The 14,730-nt window shown below is 65.0% G+C and carries 22 protein-coding genes; 18 read left to right on the top strand and 4 right to left on the bottom strand.

Features of this window, described 5'->3' with window-relative positions; translation table 11 throughout:
* Window positions 1-47: 47 nt before the first annotated feature.
* A complete protein-coding gene (locus tag A5699_RS07035) occupies window positions 48-1,220 on the bottom strand; it encodes a site-specific integrase (RefSeq protein ID WP_067767388.1) in 1,173 nt (390 codons plus the stop codon).
* The gene (locus A5699_RS07030; RefSeq protein ID WP_067767386.1) at window positions 1,213-1,872 is read right to left on the bottom strand and encodes a helix-turn-helix transcriptional regulator; all 660 of its coding nucleotides are present in this window, start codon (window positions 1,870-1,872) and stop codon (window positions 1,213-1,215) included. The genes A5699_RS07035 and A5699_RS07030 overlap by 8 nt, the downstream gene beginning before the upstream one ends.
* A 141-nt stretch (window positions 1,873-2,013) precedes the next feature.
* Here A5699_RS07030 and A5699_RS07025 point away from each other — a divergent pair, with 141 nt between their 5' ends.
* From A5699_RS07025 to A5699_RS06950, 17 genes are all read left to right on the top strand, one after another.
* Window positions 2,014-2,193 (top strand): hypothetical protein, encoded by a 180-nt coding sequence (locus A5699_RS07025; protein ID WP_067767384.1) that lies wholly within the window; start codon window positions 2,014-2,016, stop codon window positions 2,191-2,193.
* Window positions 2,193-2,351, top strand: a complete 159-nt coding sequence (locus tag A5699_RS29000) for a hypothetical protein (protein ID WP_157561129.1) — start codon at window positions 2,193-2,195, stop codon at window positions 2,349-2,351. Before A5699_RS07025 ends, A5699_RS29000 begins: the two co-directional genes overlap by 1 nt.
* A gap of 3 nt (window positions 2,352-2,354) precedes the next feature.
* A complete protein-coding gene (locus A5699_RS07020) occupies window positions 2,355-2,732 on the top strand; it encodes a hypothetical protein (protein ID WP_157561128.1) in 378 nt (125 codons plus the stop codon).
* Window positions 2,729-3,211, top strand: coding sequence for a hypothetical protein (locus A5699_RS07015; RefSeq protein WP_067767378.1), 483 nt, complete (start codon window positions 2,729-2,731; stop codon window positions 3,209-3,211). The genes A5699_RS07020 and A5699_RS07015 overlap by 4 nt, the downstream gene beginning before the upstream one ends.
* Window positions 3,211-3,438 (top strand): hypothetical protein, encoded by a 228-nt coding sequence (locus A5699_RS07010; protein ID WP_231965632.1) that lies wholly within the window; start codon window positions 3,211-3,213, stop codon window positions 3,436-3,438. The genes A5699_RS07015 and A5699_RS07010 overlap by 1 nt, the downstream gene beginning before the upstream one ends.
* A complete protein-coding gene (locus A5699_RS07005) occupies window positions 3,435-3,800 on the top strand; it encodes a DUF2742 domain-containing protein (RefSeq protein WP_082957607.1) in 366 nt (121 codons plus the stop codon). Before A5699_RS07010 ends, A5699_RS07005 begins: the two co-directional genes overlap by 4 nt.
* Window positions 3,797-5,584 (top strand): hypothetical protein, encoded by a 1,788-nt coding sequence (locus A5699_RS07000; protein WP_231965631.1) that lies wholly within the window; start codon window positions 3,797-3,799, stop codon window positions 5,582-5,584. Before A5699_RS07005 ends, A5699_RS07000 begins: the two co-directional genes overlap by 4 nt.
* Window positions 5,585-5,816: 232 nt before the next feature.
* On the top strand, window positions 5,817-6,107 hold the full coding sequence (locus A5699_RS06995) for a hypothetical protein (RefSeq protein ID WP_197508213.1): 291 nt from the start codon (window positions 5,817-5,819) through the stop codon (window positions 6,105-6,107).
* A gap of 9 nt (window positions 6,108-6,116) precedes the next feature.
* The gene (locus A5699_RS06990) at window positions 6,117-6,467 is read left to right on the top strand and encodes a helix-turn-helix domain-containing protein (protein WP_157561127.1); all 351 of its coding nucleotides are present in this window, start codon (window positions 6,117-6,119) and stop codon (window positions 6,465-6,467) included.
* Complete coding sequence (locus A5699_RS06985) at window positions 6,457-6,705, top strand: hypothetical protein (RefSeq protein WP_067767369.1); 249 nt, start codon at window positions 6,457-6,459, stop codon at window positions 6,703-6,705. The genes A5699_RS06990 and A5699_RS06985 overlap by 11 nt, the downstream gene beginning before the upstream one ends.
* Window positions 6,705-7,517: a hypothetical protein gene (locus A5699_RS06980; RefSeq protein WP_067767366.1), complete on the top strand. Its 813-nt coding sequence runs from the start codon at window positions 6,705-6,707 to the stop codon at window positions 7,515-7,517. The genes A5699_RS06985 and A5699_RS06980 overlap by 1 nt, the downstream gene beginning before the upstream one ends.
* Window positions 7,518-7,554: 37 nt before the next feature.
* Complete coding sequence (locus A5699_RS06975; RefSeq protein WP_067767363.1) at window positions 7,555-11,571, top strand: hypothetical protein; 4,017 nt, start codon at window positions 7,555-7,557, stop codon at window positions 11,569-11,571.
* A gap of 27 nt (window positions 11,572-11,598) precedes the next feature.
* Complete coding sequence (locus A5699_RS06970; RefSeq protein ID WP_067767361.1) at window positions 11,599-11,781, top strand: hypothetical protein; 183 nt, start codon at window positions 11,599-11,601, stop codon at window positions 11,779-11,781.
* 3 nt (window positions 11,782-11,784) lie between these two features.
* Window positions 11,785-12,144: an HNH endonuclease gene (locus tag A5699_RS28400; RefSeq protein ID WP_082957606.1), complete on the top strand. Its 360-nt coding sequence runs from the start codon at window positions 11,785-11,787 to the stop codon at window positions 12,142-12,144.
* Window positions 12,145-12,261: 117 nt separating this feature from the next.
* A complete protein-coding gene (locus A5699_RS06960) occupies window positions 12,262-12,609 on the top strand; it encodes a hypothetical protein (RefSeq protein ID WP_067767355.1) in 348 nt (115 codons plus the stop codon).
* Window positions 12,610-12,936: a hypothetical protein gene (locus tag A5699_RS06955; RefSeq protein WP_067767352.1), complete on the top strand. Its 327-nt coding sequence runs from the start codon at window positions 12,610-12,612 to the stop codon at window positions 12,934-12,936.
* Between the two features lie 257 nt (window positions 12,937-13,193).
* Window positions 13,194-13,388, top strand: coding sequence for a hypothetical protein (locus A5699_RS06950; RefSeq protein WP_067767349.1), 195 nt, complete (start codon window positions 13,194-13,196; stop codon window positions 13,386-13,388).
* Here A5699_RS06950 and A5699_RS06945 read toward each other — a convergent pair.
* Together A5699_RS06945 and A5699_RS29495 are read right to left on the bottom strand one after the other, a co-directional pair.
* On the bottom strand, window positions 13,377-13,592 hold the full coding sequence (locus tag A5699_RS06945) for a hypothetical protein (RefSeq protein WP_067767343.1): 216 nt from the start codon (window positions 13,590-13,592) through the stop codon (window positions 13,377-13,379). The two genes, A5699_RS06950 and A5699_RS06945, sit on opposite strands and share 12 nt — an antisense overlap.
* 374 nt (window positions 13,593-13,966) lie before the next feature.
* Window positions 13,967-14,113, bottom strand: coding sequence for a hypothetical protein (locus tag A5699_RS29495; protein ID WP_175616374.1), 147 nt, complete (start codon window positions 14,111-14,113; stop codon window positions 13,967-13,969).
* A 173-nt stretch (window positions 14,114-14,286) separates the two neighbouring features.
* Between A5699_RS29495 and A5699_RS06935 the strand changes: the two genes are divergently transcribed.
* Entirely contained in the window at window positions 14,287-14,568 is a 282-nt protein-coding gene (locus A5699_RS06935; protein WP_067767337.1) for a GlsB/YeaQ/YmgE family stress response membrane protein, read from the top strand.
* Window positions 14,569-14,730 lie beyond the last annotated feature (162 nt).

Below are 14,730 nucleotides of genomic sequence, written 5' to 3'. Positions count from 1 at the left end.
GAGCAAACTCGATGCGGCTCTTTTCCGTACTTTCCCCGTAAATTGGTTCAGCCAGCCTCATTGCTGGCCCATTTGTCCAGCACAGCGCGGGTATCCGGACCTGCAGTCACTCGCTGCACGTAGTGCCCCTCTGTCGTCGCGAGCTGCGCGTGTCCGAGCTGCTGCTGCGCCGCCTCGACGCCGAGCCCGTCCCTGACAACCGTTCCTGTGGTGCGCCGGAAGCTGTGCGGTGTGATCCATCGGAGATCCTCGTGCGGCGCAAGCGCCTCCCGCAGCGATGACCGGATATTCGACAGGCTCACCAGACCGCCGTCCCGGTTCTTCAGCACCGTGCCGTCAGGACCCGTCATTCCGTAGAGCTCTGTGAGCACCTGGACTCCGAACCGAGGCAGCGTGACCGTGTGCGCGGGCGCGCGCCCCTTGCGCTCATCCTGCCGATGCAGAGGCTTGCCGGTAATCCGACCGGAGTCCACAACGGTGCCGGTGACGGTCACGGTCGGCGGCTTGCCGAGCAGGTCGACGTCCGGCCATTGGATCGCGAGCACCTCACCCGGCCGCACGCCGGTAGCCGCCAAGAGTTCGACAAACGCGGGCAGCATCAGGCCCCGCCGCGGTCCCGGTCCCTTGCGGCTACAGAACGTCTCGACGGCCCGCCGTACCCGCTCGAACTCCATGGAGGTGAGTGCACGCGCAGCCTTGCGTTCGACCTTGGCTGTCTTGGTCTCCCGCATCGGGTTGTGCTTCACGACGTCGAACCGGGCCGCGAGGCTGTACATGCCTGTCAGGATGATGCGCATGTAGACGGCGGCCGACGGCGGCAGCGCCTTCAGATGGCCGTCTGCCCTGCTAGTCACAAGCTCTGTAATGCGCAGCGCGCCCAACTGTTGCTCTCCGTGCAGTCGCCAAGTGTCGCGGTACAGGGTCGCGGTCCGGTCCCCTATCCGATCCTCGGCGACTTTGGCCGGCAGCCACACCCCGAAAAGCTCCGCCAGCGTCGTCTTGGATGTGATCACGCCGGTCGGTTCCCCTGCATCCAACTCAGCCGTGATCCGCCGTTTCAACTCGCGCCGGGCATCCTCGGCCGACTTCCGCGACGACGCTTCACGCTCGCGCAGCTTGCCGCTGTGCAAGCGCACATACGTTGTGGCGTAGAAGAGTTCACCGCGTCGGGCATCCGTGATCTTCCCGTGCTCACCGGGCGCCAACCGCTGCCTAGGCATCGTCGTCCTTCTCAATCTGTTGACGCCGCGGATCGTCGTCGTCCAGCCGCCTGAGTTGCCCGTCCACCAGCTCGTAAAGGTCCGGCTCGCCCGTGTACGACTGGGTCCTGACCTGCTCCTGATAGACGGCTGCCAGGCGGTTGAGTTCCTCTATCAGCAGGTCGATCTGCCTCCGGTAATGATCGATCGTGTCGGTTCGATGCTTGCGCTTTGCAGCGGACAAGGATCCAGATGCTTCTTCGAGCTCCAGCGCCCTTTGGTTGCGTGCACGGTTATCGAGTTGTGTCCGTACCGATTTCAGAATCTCGACGATTTCGATCGCGATCACCATCGCGTCGTCACCCTCTCCGAACAATGCCCGAGAATCCGGGCTAGCCGAAATCCCGATGAACGCCGCCAATGCGTCCACGCCTGTCAGCTCGACATCAGGCAAAACCTCCACCAGCTCAAGGATATTCGGGAACAGTAGCCGCATCGGTGGAACGTTCAACGCCGCAGCGACAGCAACCAATTCACTGACAGTTATGTCCCGCTGCCCGTCCTCGATGTTGCGCAACGCAACCCGGTGAACGGGTACACCCAGGTCCCTGGTTTTCGTGTCGAGCCCAACCCACTTGAGGCCGGCGCTCTCTCTCGCTGCCTTGATCGCCACGCCTATTTGGCGGCTCCATGCTGTCGACATAGCGACATTTTCGCATGTCGTCCTGTTGCGTGCGCATCAGTACGTGTTAATGTCTCAGACGCGACAGGACGTACACCAAAAATGTCGCGTCCGAGACACAACAGGAGGGTTATGAACGTGAACGATTACAAGGCCACGGGCGGGAAGCTCGGTGGTGTCGGCCGGACGGTGGTGTTCCGGCTCTGGAAGACCGGTGAGCTGGGTTCGGTGAAGATCGGCGGTCGCCGGTTCAGCACCGATAGGCAGATCGAGGACTACATCAAGCGGCTTGAAGAAGAAAGTGCCGCCTAATGCGGTCTCTGCCGCAGGAACAGCACGCGGATCTGGGCATCGTGCCCGACCAGGACCGCACCGAGGACTTACGCAAATCGGCCCCCGAACCCCAGGTGCGCCAACACCTGGCGGGGACCGATCCGAACAACCCACTCATCACAAGACAGGAGTTCTAGAACGTGACTGTACCCATCAACACCCCCTCAGGGGTACCCCAGCTCTCGGACATCGCCTTGATGCTCGACACGTGCGTCAACATGGCCAGCCTGGCCCGCGGTGATCTCTCCCAGCTCATGCCTCAACTGCCCGATGCGACTTCACTGTGGGTGCACGTTGACCTGGTGCGTGCAATCGGCCACCTACGCAAGGCCGTGGCCCTGGTCGACAAGGTCACCGACCAGCTTGCGGTTGCGGATCTCAATCAGCTGTCACTGTCCATCGAGCTACCCGCCTGGGCCCAGAAAGTCGATTCCACCGTCTACCCGTGCTGCATGTCGATCGGTAGCCACGCACCGCACTGCCGCCTGACTGACGACACCCAGGCGGTGACCAAGTGAGCGAGAACAAGACGATCGACGGCGTCGAGTACGCGGTAGTCGACTCGACACCGGTCGAACTGGATCCACCCGACCCTGCCCTGGTCCGGTGGAGAGAACTCACCCATCGGTACCACGGGATCGATCACTTCGGCGACGTCGAGAAGGTGATCAAGCTTCCGCGACCGCCGTGGGCTCCCCCGAACAACGACTTCATCGGCACCAGCCCGGCGAATTCGTACTACAGATCCAACTGGGTGCACGTGGCATCGCGACGCTCGCGCGGCCGCGATCTCGACGGGGAGACTCTGGTCCCTGCCAGTGTCTGTGTCCGCACGAAAATCGACGGCGACGGCATACCGACGATCGGTGTTGCTACCCGCAAATACGCGGACAACGACCCGCTGCCCGACATCGCGGAAATCTCGCTATACCCCAGCGAGGCTGCCGATTTGATCAACGCCCTACGTGCCGCGGTCGACCTGATCGGCGGTGCGTAGTGGCCAAGCGGCGATTCAAGCCCTGCTCCCGGTGTGGGAGTCGGCTGCGCAGCGTCTCATCTGCACACGACTGGAACGTAATCCTCGAGTCCGGGCGCATCATCGGATTGATCTGCCCGGATTGCCAGACCGCCGAGGAGAACGCCGAAGCGGCCGTCAACGAGGCCACGCTCGACTACGGCGTGCGTGGCGGTCGCATCATCGGTCGACCGAAATCCGGCATATGACCGGTGATCGGAACGTGGAGGCCCGCCCCGACACCATCGGGGCGGGTTCTCCGCAGTCTCGCCAAGTTTCGTGGTTCGAGGTGTACCGCTTCGCTGAACGACTGGCCACCAGCCACGATGTCGGCCTCGACCATCTGCCCCTGCCCGGCACCCCGGCATGGTGCGGCATGGACGACGACGACGCCCGCAAGCTCCTCGCCCTGGTCCTCGGCGGAGTCCGCGAAGCACTCAATCACGATGCCGCGCAAGAACATCTTGCCGACGCCAGCAAGAAGATCGCTACCAGCGCCGACTGGTCCGCCCTCGCTCGCCGCATCGCCCAGGGCCGCGGCCGCGCCTACATCCCCCGGAGAGCATCTTGATCGACGAATCCGATTTCTGGTCAACCACCGACGAACTCGCCCAGATCCACCAGTGGGCCCGCGCCCGCTACGCCGCACCCTGGGCCGTGTTCTTCGCCGTCCTGCTCCGCGTGGCGGCCAGCACCGGCCCGCACGTGCAACTGCCTGGTGTGATCGGCGGCCGCGCATCACTGAACCTGCTGTGCGCGTTCGTCGCCCCATCCGGTGGCGGCAAAGGGATCAGCGAGAAGGTAGCCCGCCTGGCCTGGCCGGCCAGCATCAAGGAACTACCGATCGGATCCGGTGAGGGCATCGCCGAAACATTCACCATGCGCGGCAAGGAATCCGAAGACAACGAGCGGATCACCAACGCCATCTTCAACTGCCCCGAGATCGACATTCTGACCGGCCTCGAATCACGCCAAGGATCAACGATCCTGGGCACATTGAAGGCCTTCGCAATGGGCGAACAACTCGGCTCCACCAACGCGTCCAAGGCCAACTCCCGCAACGTGCCCGCCCACTCCTACCGCGGCTGCCTATCGGTGAGCGCCCAACCGGGCCACACCGGAGTCATCTTCAACGATGCGACCGGCGGCACGCCCCAACGGTTCCTGTGGGCGCTGACCATCGACCCAGACATGCCCGACAACCCCGTCGCTGACCCCGAACCGCTCAACCACGCACTGCCCGGTCTGCTGACCCGCCGCCACGACGACCCCGACATCATCACCGAGATCGTCTACGGACCCGACGAAATCCGGAAGGAAATCATTGCCGCGCACCTGGCCCGCCAACGCGGCGAAGGCAAGGCCCTCGACGGCCACTGGATGTTGACCCGGCTCAAGACTGCCGCGGCCATCGCGATCATGCATCACCGCACGGTCGTCTCCGACCTGGACTGGCAACTATCCGAGACCGTCATGGCAGTGTCCGATCGCACCCGGAACTGGCTGGTGCAGCAAGCCCAGCAAGCCGCTCGAGCGAAGATCAAGGAACGGGCTGCAGCCCGCGCCGCTGGCGAGGAGTTCTACGACTCCAGCCGACTTGAAACGGTGAAGCGCAGCATCATCAGGATGCTTGACCGCGATGGCGAGCAGCAGGGCAATGTGCTCCGGTCCCGACTTGGACGCAAGGAGAAGCGGGAGCTCTTCGAGCAAGCAATTGGTTTGCTGGAGGACGAAGGTTTGGTGTCGTCGGCGCCCGGTTCGCAGCGGGGTGTCCGGTATCGGCTGAGTGGTCAGGGTGACCACGATGGTCAGGGTATATATTCGCAGGTCAAAGACCCCGACCCGGTAGGTCACCCTGACCGCGTTCATATCGTCACAGACTCAGATACTCCCAGTTCGACCGAACCGAGGCAGTCATGTCCGGAATGGCTCGATCGGCACATCAATGAGCTACGCCAGGCCGGGAAACTCACCGCTGACTCGTTTGCTGTGTACACCGCCGCCGAAGCCGCGTGCTACACCAGAACCGCGATCGTCGCTGCCGCGTCACGACACCCAGACCTACGGATCGTCAGCCGCGGCCCGACCGGAGTCACCTGGTCCATCGACCCCAACCAGCAGGTCGAGTACCAACCTGCCAGCGCCTGGGTAGCGAACTACATCGACAGCCTGTCAGGCGACCGCGCCGACGTTGACAAGGCCGACTTCCGGGCCAGGGGTGAAGCCGCTGGCTACTCCTGGGACAACCTCCGGAAAGCGATCCGAGCTCATCCCCGCGTCGGTGTCCAACAGGGTGCGACCGGATCACTACGTGACGTCGTCTGGACCTTGAGACCGCTGCCGGAGGCGTCGTGAAAGGCCGCGCGATCTGGGACGCCTACGCCGACTGCGACATGTCCAAGCCATGCCCAGAATGCAAGGCTGCGCCGAACACGTGGTGCACCAATCCGATCACTGGCCGGGTCCGCCGAGTGCCATGTGTCCACCGGCCGACAGCAGCAGTCGCCCCAGTGATCCCACTGCGCACCGACTGCCCAGATCCGGTGGACTTCGCCGAGCCCCGCCGCCACACGGAAGATGAACCATGGTGAGCGCGCATCGGTGCGATCCGGATCTGTCGGACACAGGCGGTATCGGCCCGGTGACCGAGTCCCGCGTGCTGGCACTGGTGTTGGCGGGCCTGAAAGGCGACGGCGCGGCCGGCGCCGCGGTAATCGCTGAGATGGCGGGCTGCCAGCAGTGCCTTGCGACGACGCTGTGCGCGGTGGCCGGCGGGGCTGCGGACCTCTTCAAAACCCATGTGCCGGACGCGGTGATGGCGCTGGAACTGGAGCTCGCTGCCGCACGCGCCGCTGCGGAGAATCCGGATGGCGGTTGATCAGTGCGCTTGTCCGACGACGATATCGAGCACCTGCTGTTCGCAGTGAACGAGGCCCTTTCATTCCGACAACGCCACCACATGCCGATACTGCCGTGGATGATTCCACTCGCCAACAGATTCAACCTCACGTCTCTGACCAGCGGAATGTCCCCTACGGGACATGAATCTGACAGTGGTAGTTCAGCATTGGAGTCGTCCTTGATTGGCACCAACGAGGCGGCGGACCTGCTGGGCCTGTCGACCAGACAAGTTCGCCGCCTCACCGCCGACCTGGACGGCGAAAACATCAGTGGCCGAATCGTTTTCAAACGGTCCACCGTTACCGAATACGCACAGGAGCGACGACATGGCCGGTGAACTATCCGAAGCATTCGAGCAGCATCTGCGGAGTCTGAGCGATTCCGAATGGGAAGCACTCTCGTCGCGGGTGCGCACCAAAGCACCTCCGCCTGACACCTACGCCCAGCAGCAGAAGCGCGCAGACGAGATCGAAACCGGCAAGCGCCGGTTCAAGAACGCCGGCCAGGAAGAGGCATACCGCCGTGGCTTCATCGACCAGGACGGCCGACCGACGCATGGAGGCAACAACCGATGATGAACCCCCGCGCACTCACCGACGTCATGGACGCCGGTGGATACCTCGCTGACGCGCTGCGTGGCCTCGATGGTCTGACCCGGTGCATCGACGTCGCTGCCCAGGCCAAGGCACTGCTCAAGGATCTGACCGCCTCAACGAAACCCGTTGATTCACCGCTGGCTACCGGCCGGGTGACGATGGAATGGCTCGACGCTGCGGTCGAACAAGAGCTGGCCGTTGGTGAGCTGCGACGGCGCCAACGGATCCTGGAAACCCTGATCGAACAGGCGCAATCGGAAGCCGTCGATGTTGTCGAGCTCAACGGCGATGTGCTTCTCCGCACGTTCGCGGTAGACCTTGCCGGATTGCTCGAGGAGGTTCGTGCCACGGCTGCCGATCTGAAGGGGGCTCGCAGTGCGGGGGAGGCGATCGCCAACGGCACCACAGCCGCGTGGGCGGACCTTCAGAGCCTCAACGAGCGCCACAAAGTGATCAGGTCAGCTCAGAAAAAAGTCATGGCCAACTCGTATCAGGATCTTCTGGCCGCACACAGTTCGGCGTGGTCGATCGAGGCCCCGGCCAGCGACTGCTACCTGTCCAACCTGGATCAGGTGTGGCCCGGCTGCACGAACAGGAACGCAGCTCGGCCGGATCCCGGTGCGGGCCGCGCCGAGCCATGGCCGGCCGACGAGGTGGAGCAACTGATCTGGGCGGCAACGAGCGGCGCCCGGCCGTGGATTCCCACTCCGGACCAACTGAACACACTGACGCAGGCGCGCATCGAGGAGCGGCGCAAGCAGGCCAGCGTGCGCGGCAACCGAGTGAGCTAACCCGGCCCAGGCGGGGTGGTAGCAGGAAGGGACTGTCATGGCGACGTACGACGCTGGTGATGCCTCGATCAACATTCGGCCGAGCCTGAAGGGGTTCGTCGCCGAGCTGGAAGCTGATCTGAAGAAGATCGATGCCCAGCTCGGTGTCGCGGTCCATCCGAATCTCGCTCAGGCGCAAGCCGATCTGGCCCGATGGCGGGCGCAGGAAGAGCGCAATTCGATCGACATCCCGGTCAACGTCGACACCAACTCTGTCTCCCGGGCCACGCGCGAACTCAACTCGTTGGCCGGCGCCGGTGGCAAGGCACTCTCTGCGCTGAAGTGGAACGCCGGGGCACTCGGTATCGGCAGCCTCCCGGCGATGGGCACGGCGCTGGCCGCTGTCGCGGGATCGCTGCAGCAGGTCAGTCAGGCCGGGCTGGTGATGCCCGGGGTGTTCGCCGGGGTCCTCTCGTCAGCGGGTACCGCCAAGCTCGCAGTGTCCGGGGTGTCGGATGCGTTCAAGGCCGTCGTGGAGTCGTCGGACGGTTCGGCGGCCAGCATCGAGAAGGCCAACGCCGCCATGGCGCAGTTGGCGCCCAATGCCCGCGCGTTCGTCACCGCCCTGGCCGGGCTCAAGCCCGAGTTCGACGATCTCCAGGGCACGGTGCAGAACAACTTCTTCGCCGGCCTTGACGACAGCATCAAGGATCTGACCGGCAAGCAACTCCCCACGCTGAAGGCCGGGCTCGGTGGCATCTCCACGGCGCTGAATCAGAACCTGCGGCAACTGGCGGCGTCGGCCGGGTCGGAGTCGTCGCAAGGCTTGCTCGGCCGGATCTTGGGCAACACCGGTGACGCACAATCCCGGTTGACCAAGGCCATCGACCCGCTGGTGCACGCGCTGGGTACGCTCACCGCGGCCGGCTCCGACACCCTGCCCACGATGGCCGATGGCGTCGGCGCCCTGGCCGACCGGTTCAACCAGTTCATCACCACCGCCGACGCTGACGGTCGACTCGATAAGTGGATCGACGACGGCATCAAGGGTGTCGAACACCTCGGCTCGATCGTGCTCGACCTCGGCAAGACATTCGCCGGCATCACGAAGGCAGCCGGCGGCGGCGAAGGCTTGCTGGCGATGCTCGATCAGGGCGCCGCGAAGCTGTCGGCATTCGTGAATTCCGCTGGGGGACAGGAGAAACTGACCCGGTTCTTCAACGAGGGCAAGCAACAGCTCAGCCAGTGGCTGCCGATCCTGCAGAACCTCGTGCCGATCTTCGGCAGCATCTACGAAGCATCCAAACAGTGGACCGACGCCCTGCTACCCCCACTGCAGGCCATCACTGGTGTGCTCGCTGATCACCCACACCTGATCCAGGCCGTCGCTGAGATGTTCCTCGCGTGGAAGACGATCGACGGCATCACGAGCCTGCTGGGGTCGCTGGGCACTGTGAAGACCATGCTCGGCGTCGATCTGCCGGGCGCCGCCAATACCGGTGCGTCCGGTATTAGCGCCGCGCTGGCCCGCGTCGCTGTCCCGGCATGGCTGACCTGGTTGATGTACAAGACCGACGATTCCATCAACCAGGAGCTGGAGAAACGGGGCCTGCCAGTAGCTCCCACCGACCGGAGTCGTTCGGGCAACGCCGCTCTCCCCGTCCTCCCGGGCGACCCGCTGGGCATCAACGAGAAACCGCCGGCCATTCCCAAGGGCGGACCGTTCGGCACCGGCAACGGGCCGCATGGTCGCGGGCCGGTCAAGGATCCCACCGGCGGCGCGCTGCCCACCGACGCTGGCCCACAGCAGCCGGCCGCGCCACCCCAGGACCCGTACACGCTGATCCCCGGATACCAAGGCCCCAAGCGTGCCGGAGGTCCGACACCGGCCGGCCGCGGCCCCGGCCCCACGGGCGGCTGGCTGGCCGAGGTCCACGGCGACGAATGGGTTCTACCCGCGCACGCGCGCGCCGCCGTCGGCGACCAGGCACTGTGGGCACTCACCAAGGGCCGCAAGTTCGATCAGGGCGGCTACATCGACCCGTACGGCAACCCGGTGACCCCCGGCGCCGCGCCCGGCCCGGGCGCCGCGGCGCCATCGATCGCACCCAACCCGTACCAAGGCGGCGGCATAGCGGGGATCTTCGGTCCACTGGTGTCTGGCCTGCAGGGTCCGATCGCACTGGGCGCCAGTCTGGCGAACCTGGGTAGCCAGGCCGGCGCGGAAGGCGCGATTCCCGGTCTGCAGACGCAGCACGGTGCTGGCACGATCCTGCCCGGCGGCGCCGCGCCGCTGTCGCTGGCGGACCGTGCCGCGGGGATCCCCGGCCTGTGGGGTCTGGTCGGCTCGATGGCCAGTTCCGATCCCGGCAAGAACCTGATGGCGTGGGGTGAGCAGACCGGGCAGTGGCTGGGCAACTTCACCGCCCGCACCGTCGGCAGCTTCGCGACGTCGCTGTGGAAGGGCGCTCTGGGGATCTTCGGTCTGGAGAACTCGATTCTGTCGCCGGACAACCCGTGGAACCTGGCTGGCCAGTCCGTCGGTCAGTTCGCGTTCGGAAGCGATGGCCCGCTCGGCAAGCTGCTCGGCGCCAACCCAGGTGCTGGCGCGGCAGATTCAGACAGCCGGAAGACCATGGACCCGAAGAAGATTCGGGAGGCGCAGGACAAGGTCAGCGACAAGGACGCGGCGGTCGCCGAGCAGAAGCAACGCCTGGCCGAACTGCCCGCCAACGCCAGCGAATCCACCCGCACCACCCGACAGAACGCACTGGCCAAGGCCGAACGCGAAGCCGCACAGGCCCGTTCCGACCTCACCACCCTGTTCAGTGGCGCCACCCAATCCGCGGGCGCCTATCAGACCGGGATGTCCGCCCCCGCGGGCACCGGTGTGGAGCGGTGGCGGCCGGCCGTGCGGCAGGCCCTGGCCACCTACGGGCCACAGTTCGGCATCACCAACGTCTCCGCGTGGGAAGACGCCATGGTCCGCCAACTGGCCACCGAGAGCGGCGGCGACCCGGGCGCCTACAACGGCAACGACAGCAACGGCCGCGGCGGCCGCCAGGTCGTGCAAGGCATCGGGCAATTCCTGCGCTCGACGTTCGACGCCAACAACATCACCGGCGGCGACTACCTCGACCCCTACGCGCAGATCGCCGCGATGATCCCCTACGTCGCAAAGAAATACGGCACCGACTCCTCTGGGGCACCGCTGCAGATCGGCCGCGGTGTGGGCTACTACGCCGGTGGGCCCACCCCACCCGGCCGCTCGACCGCCTACCCGGCCATCCTGCACGGCGATGAGTTCGTCATCTCCGCGCGCGGCCGCGCCACCGTGCCAGATTCGTTCCTGCACGCCCTGAATCAGGGGGCGGTCGACCCGGGCTCGTTGCCGCAGTTCCTCAACGGCGGCGACCCGGCCATGGCGCTGCTGCGCAACCCCACACCGCCGCGGCCGCAGATCCCCGACATCAAGCCGATGACCCCCCGCCCTGCCGCGGGCGCCGCACCAGCACAGCTTGCACCCCGGCCGGCACCCGTGGCGCAAGGGCCTGCGCCAGCCGCACCCCCCGCACCGCAACCCGGCGAACCGGCACAGCAGCAAGGCGCGCCGCTCCAGTCGCGGATCGGCGGACCTGGACCCGGTTCGGCGCCGTCACAGCTCAACCACAACCTGCCCTGGATTGACACCGCGATCGACTCCACTGCATCCACTCTCGGCAACATCGCGGCCACCGCGATGTCGATGGGCGCGGCCGGGGGAACTGCCGGGATGGGTGGCGGCGCTGGCGGTGCGCTCGCCTCGTCGATGGTGGCTGGCCTGTTCCAGCAAGTCGGGAAGATCGGCAAGAACGTCGTCAACGTCTTCTCCTCGGCGCTAGTCGGCAACCTCGGCGACAACACCACATCCGGCGCATACGGCGCCCCGCTGCTATCCGCACCGCCGCAGCCCGCCCGCTCGATCGACGCCCGCACCATGTTCGGTGACGTGTCAGCCAACGACCCGCGCGACTTCGTCGAAAAGCAACGCCTCTACGAGCAGCAACGCTCCCAAACGATGGTGGACTACGTCTAAACCATCACCGCCAGAAAGGAACTGAACATGGCCAACACCTACCAGCAGGACCCCGCAACACTGCCACCACTCACCAGGGCCATCGTGGAAACCTACGGCCCATCCGCCAGCCGGTACGGCCACCAGCCATCCATCAGCCCCCGAGAAGCCGCGCTGCTCGACGCCATCCACGCACTCGAAACCAGAGTCATCGCACTCGAAACCCCCTGATCCATGCCCAGAGCGCCACGCCAATGCCCAGCAGCCGACTGCGACAACCTCATCCGCGGCGCCCAACGCTACTGCGAAGACCACACACCGAGCTGGTCCGGACCCCGCACAGCCAGCTCAGGTGTGGTCAACACCTCACAGTGGCGGAAGCTGCGACTCGAGGTGCTCGACCGCGACGGCCACCAATGCCAGATCCAATACCCAGGCCGCTGCACCGGCCGCGCCACCACAGTCGACAAGATCCAACCCGCAGCCCGACGACCAGACCTCGCACTCGACCCCGACAACCTCCGCGCAGCCTGCCGCCCCTGCAACGAACACAAAGGCCGCACCGAAGACCGACAACCAGCACGACGTCGATGACCCCAGGCCGTCCACCCTCCCCCCGGGCCCTCAGCCAACACACGCAACGCACTGCAAATTCCCATCTGTGCACGCATAAACGCACAGTTTCGACCCGATCTGATAGGAGGCCCAGACGTGGCGCGTTCGGCTGAAGCGCGAAAGTTGTTGGCCCGCTATGACGAATACCTCGCGGCGGCGTCTCGCCGTCATGGCCGGAAGGTCGATTTCACCCCTGCAGAAGCGCAGCTTTTGGGGCAAATTCTGGATCAAATCGACGAGAAAGCACGCCTAAAACGCATCCTCGCCAAGCCCGATGAGCTGACGTTGCGTGAGCAGTTGAGCCTGTCGGCTGAGATCCGGCTCCTGGCCGCGTCCATCGATCGGATGCTGCGACACATCAAGGTGGACATGCCTGTGGAGCCGAGCACCCGGAGCAAGAAAGCTGCGAAGGCCGCCAACACTCGTTGGGGGATGAGTTCGTAGATGCCGTGGTTCAGTGACGACGAACGCGACCCTGTCAGCAGCACGGCGGGCCTGTACGCGGCCATATTTGAGCGTGAGCGGGCCTACTGCTCAAGGATTGATCCGCGGACGATGGAGCGGTTCAACAAGGCCACCACCGGTGAGCTGACCGTGGTGCAGACCGGGGCTCGGTCCGGGAAGCTGCTCGAAGCGTTGGAGGCTGGCGAGCCGGTGCGGCTGGAGGGCCGGCGGTTGCGGCCGTGGTTGGAGTTGCGCCGAGACCAGGCGTTCGAGTGGTTCGAGATCCGACCGGATGACACCGTGCGGCCGTGCGAACCACCCGACTGAGTTTTCAGGGTCAACAGTCAAAAAGTCAGGTCAGCCAGCTTGTCGGCGCCGACAACGTGGCTGGTCAAGGTCGGGCGGGTAATTGCCCGCCCGAGAGTAGTCTTCGAGTGGAGCAGGGCGCTCCCGCCTCATCCTTGAAATAACAGGACGTCTGAACGGGCGGGGTCAACGCCCTGCTCGTCTGCGTGGTGCGACACTGGAAGAGACCTTGACACGTCGTCTTCCAGAGGGGGAACCCCCGACTGATTGGGGATGTGATGCGGTACTTCACCGATGGCGCCGGCCACTATGCCCGGGTGCACACCGACGCCCCGTTCGGACCGGCATTCTCGAGCGCCCAGGTCCAGACGTACAACGCCAAGCGTGACCGCTGGGTCGACGCCCCCGGGCTGACCACCGAGCTGCGATTCAGCGGCAACTGGGACCCGTGCGAGCCTGTCTCAGCTGAGTAGATGCCCCAACCCGGAGTCACGGAGCGAGTAGGTCATCATCGGCCCGGGTGGGTGCGTGGCCAGCCAGTCGCGGATCCCGGCCTCCTGGTCGGCAGCGGCGGCCGTGTCGAGGTGCAGGTGCCGTAGCAGGGCCTGCACCGTCGCCGGGACGTACTGGTCGACCGGCACCAGATGAAGGTCACCCCAGAAACGGCTATCGCTCACGTGCTCACTTTGGCATGCCGAAGCGGTTGCGGCTACTCCGTATTTTCCCCGCAAAAACCTCTCCAAATCGTTGTGAACTTATCTGTATCAACCCGTATCGGGTAACCGCGAGACCTGTTGCTGCACAACACTTTTATGAACGACTTTGAACGTCCATAACCCCAGAGTGGCCAAACTAGCTACGCGGGTTCGATTCCCGTCGCCCGCTCCACGAGAACCGCCCTGATGGGCGGTTCTTTTGTTTTCCCAGCGGCTATGGAGAGCCGCCTGGTGGCGGCTCGACGGGCGCCAGCACTCGATCGGCATGAGCGGCCGGCGCCGCGCCCCACAGAGCGCCTGCCGCCAGAATCCCGACGAGCATGGATTTCATGGCGTCAGCCGTCTTTGTCGTCATCGCGATGTGCCGCCTCGATCACTTCGGGCGGCACCGGCTTGGCCAGCCAGGCACGAATCCGTAACAACCCGCCGGCGATGACCCCGACGGCGAACACGCCGACAAGCACCCAGAGGACGGCGGACATGATGCCGATTATCCCGCGGTCGCCGCTTTCCACATCCGTTTCGAGCCGGCTCACGAGTAGGCCACTGCTGTGCATCGCCTACATCTCGCCACTGGGCGAAAGTGCAGATTTGGAGGAAAGTGGGGTACATCACACCGATGACAAGCAAATCGGTCTGAAGGAAAGGCAACGAGATGATCGGTGCAATTATCAGCGCAATCGTCGTCGGAGCGATTATCGGCATCGTTGCGCGGCTCATCATGCCCGGTAGACAGAACGTGAGCGCAATCATGACGGTGCTGCTCGGCATCGCCGGAGCGTTGCTCGGTTCCTGGCTCACTTCTGCCTTCGGGTACAGCAACTCCAACGGCGGGTTCCAGATCATCCCGTTCGTGGTCGGCGTTGTGGTGGCGATCGTGTTGATCGCGGTCTACACCGGCCTCACGGGGCGACGCGGCACTCCCGTCGGTCACTGAGTAGGAGATACAGGCTCCGCCGATCCACCCCTCGATCGGCGGAGCTGTCTTCTGCCTTTTCCCCGCGGCGACTGCCGGGCGTGCTCTCCTTGCCTGCTTAGATCGTGTGATCGGGTCAGGTTTTCAGCGACGGGGGGCGCGCATGAACTATCCGCAGGGCGG

Source organism: Mycobacterium sp. E802 (genome assembly GCF_001666875.1).
In the GTDB taxonomy this organism is placed as follows: Bacteria; Actinomycetota; Actinomycetes; order Mycobacteriales; family Mycobacteriaceae; genus Mycobacterium.
The sequence above is the reverse complement of the archived record's forward strand: the minus strand, read 5'-3'. Positions and strand labels throughout refer to the sequence as shown.

Bases quoted from the DNA above. Each gene is read 5' to 3' on its own strand.
- A5699_RS07035 (WP_067767388.1), bottom strand. From the start codon at position 1,220: ATGCCTAGGCAGCGGTTGGCGCCCGGTGAGCACGGGAAGATCACGGAT.
- A5699_RS07025 (WP_067767384.1), top strand. From the start codon at position 2,014: ATGAACGTGAACGATTACAAGGCCACGGGCGGGAAGCTCGGTGGTGTC.
- A5699_RS29000 (WP_157561129.1), top strand. From the start codon at position 2,193: ATGCGGTCTCTGCCGCAGGAACAGCACGCGGATCTGGGCATCGTGCCC.
- A5699_RS07005 (WP_082957607.1), top strand. From the start codon at position 3,435: ATGACCGGTGATCGGAACGTGGAGGCCCGCCCCGACACCATCGGGGCG.
- A5699_RS06985 (WP_067767369.1), top strand. From the start codon at position 6,457: ATGGCCGGTGAACTATCCGAAGCATTCGAGCAGCATCTGCGGAGTCTG.
- A5699_RS06980 (WP_067767366.1), top strand. From the start codon at position 6,705: ATGAACCCCCGCGCACTCACCGACGTCATGGACGCCGGTGGATACCTC.
- A5699_RS06975 (WP_067767363.1), top strand. From the start codon at position 7,555: ATGGCGACGTACGACGCTGGTGATGCCTCGATCAACATTCGGCCGAGC.
- A5699_RS06970 (WP_067767361.1), top strand. From the start codon at position 11,599: ATGGCCAACACCTACCAGCAGGACCCCGCAACACTGCCACCACTCACC.
- A5699_RS28400 (WP_082957606.1), top strand. From the start codon at position 11,785: ATGCCCAGAGCGCCACGCCAATGCCCAGCAGCCGACTGCGACAACCTC.
- A5699_RS06955 (WP_067767352.1), top strand. From the start codon at position 12,610: ATGCCGTGGTTCAGTGACGACGAACGCGACCCTGTCAGCAGCACGGCG.
- A5699_RS06950 (WP_067767349.1), top strand. From the start codon at position 13,194: ATGCGGTACTTCACCGATGGCGCCGGCCACTATGCCCGGGTGCACACC.
- A5699_RS29495 (WP_175616374.1), bottom strand. From the start codon at position 14,113: ATGTCCGCCGTCCTCTGGGTGCTTGTCGGCGTGTTCGCCGTCGGGGTC.
- A5699_RS06935 (WP_067767337.1), top strand. From the start codon at position 14,287: ATGATCGGTGCAATTATCAGCGCAATCGTCGTCGGAGCGATTATCGGC.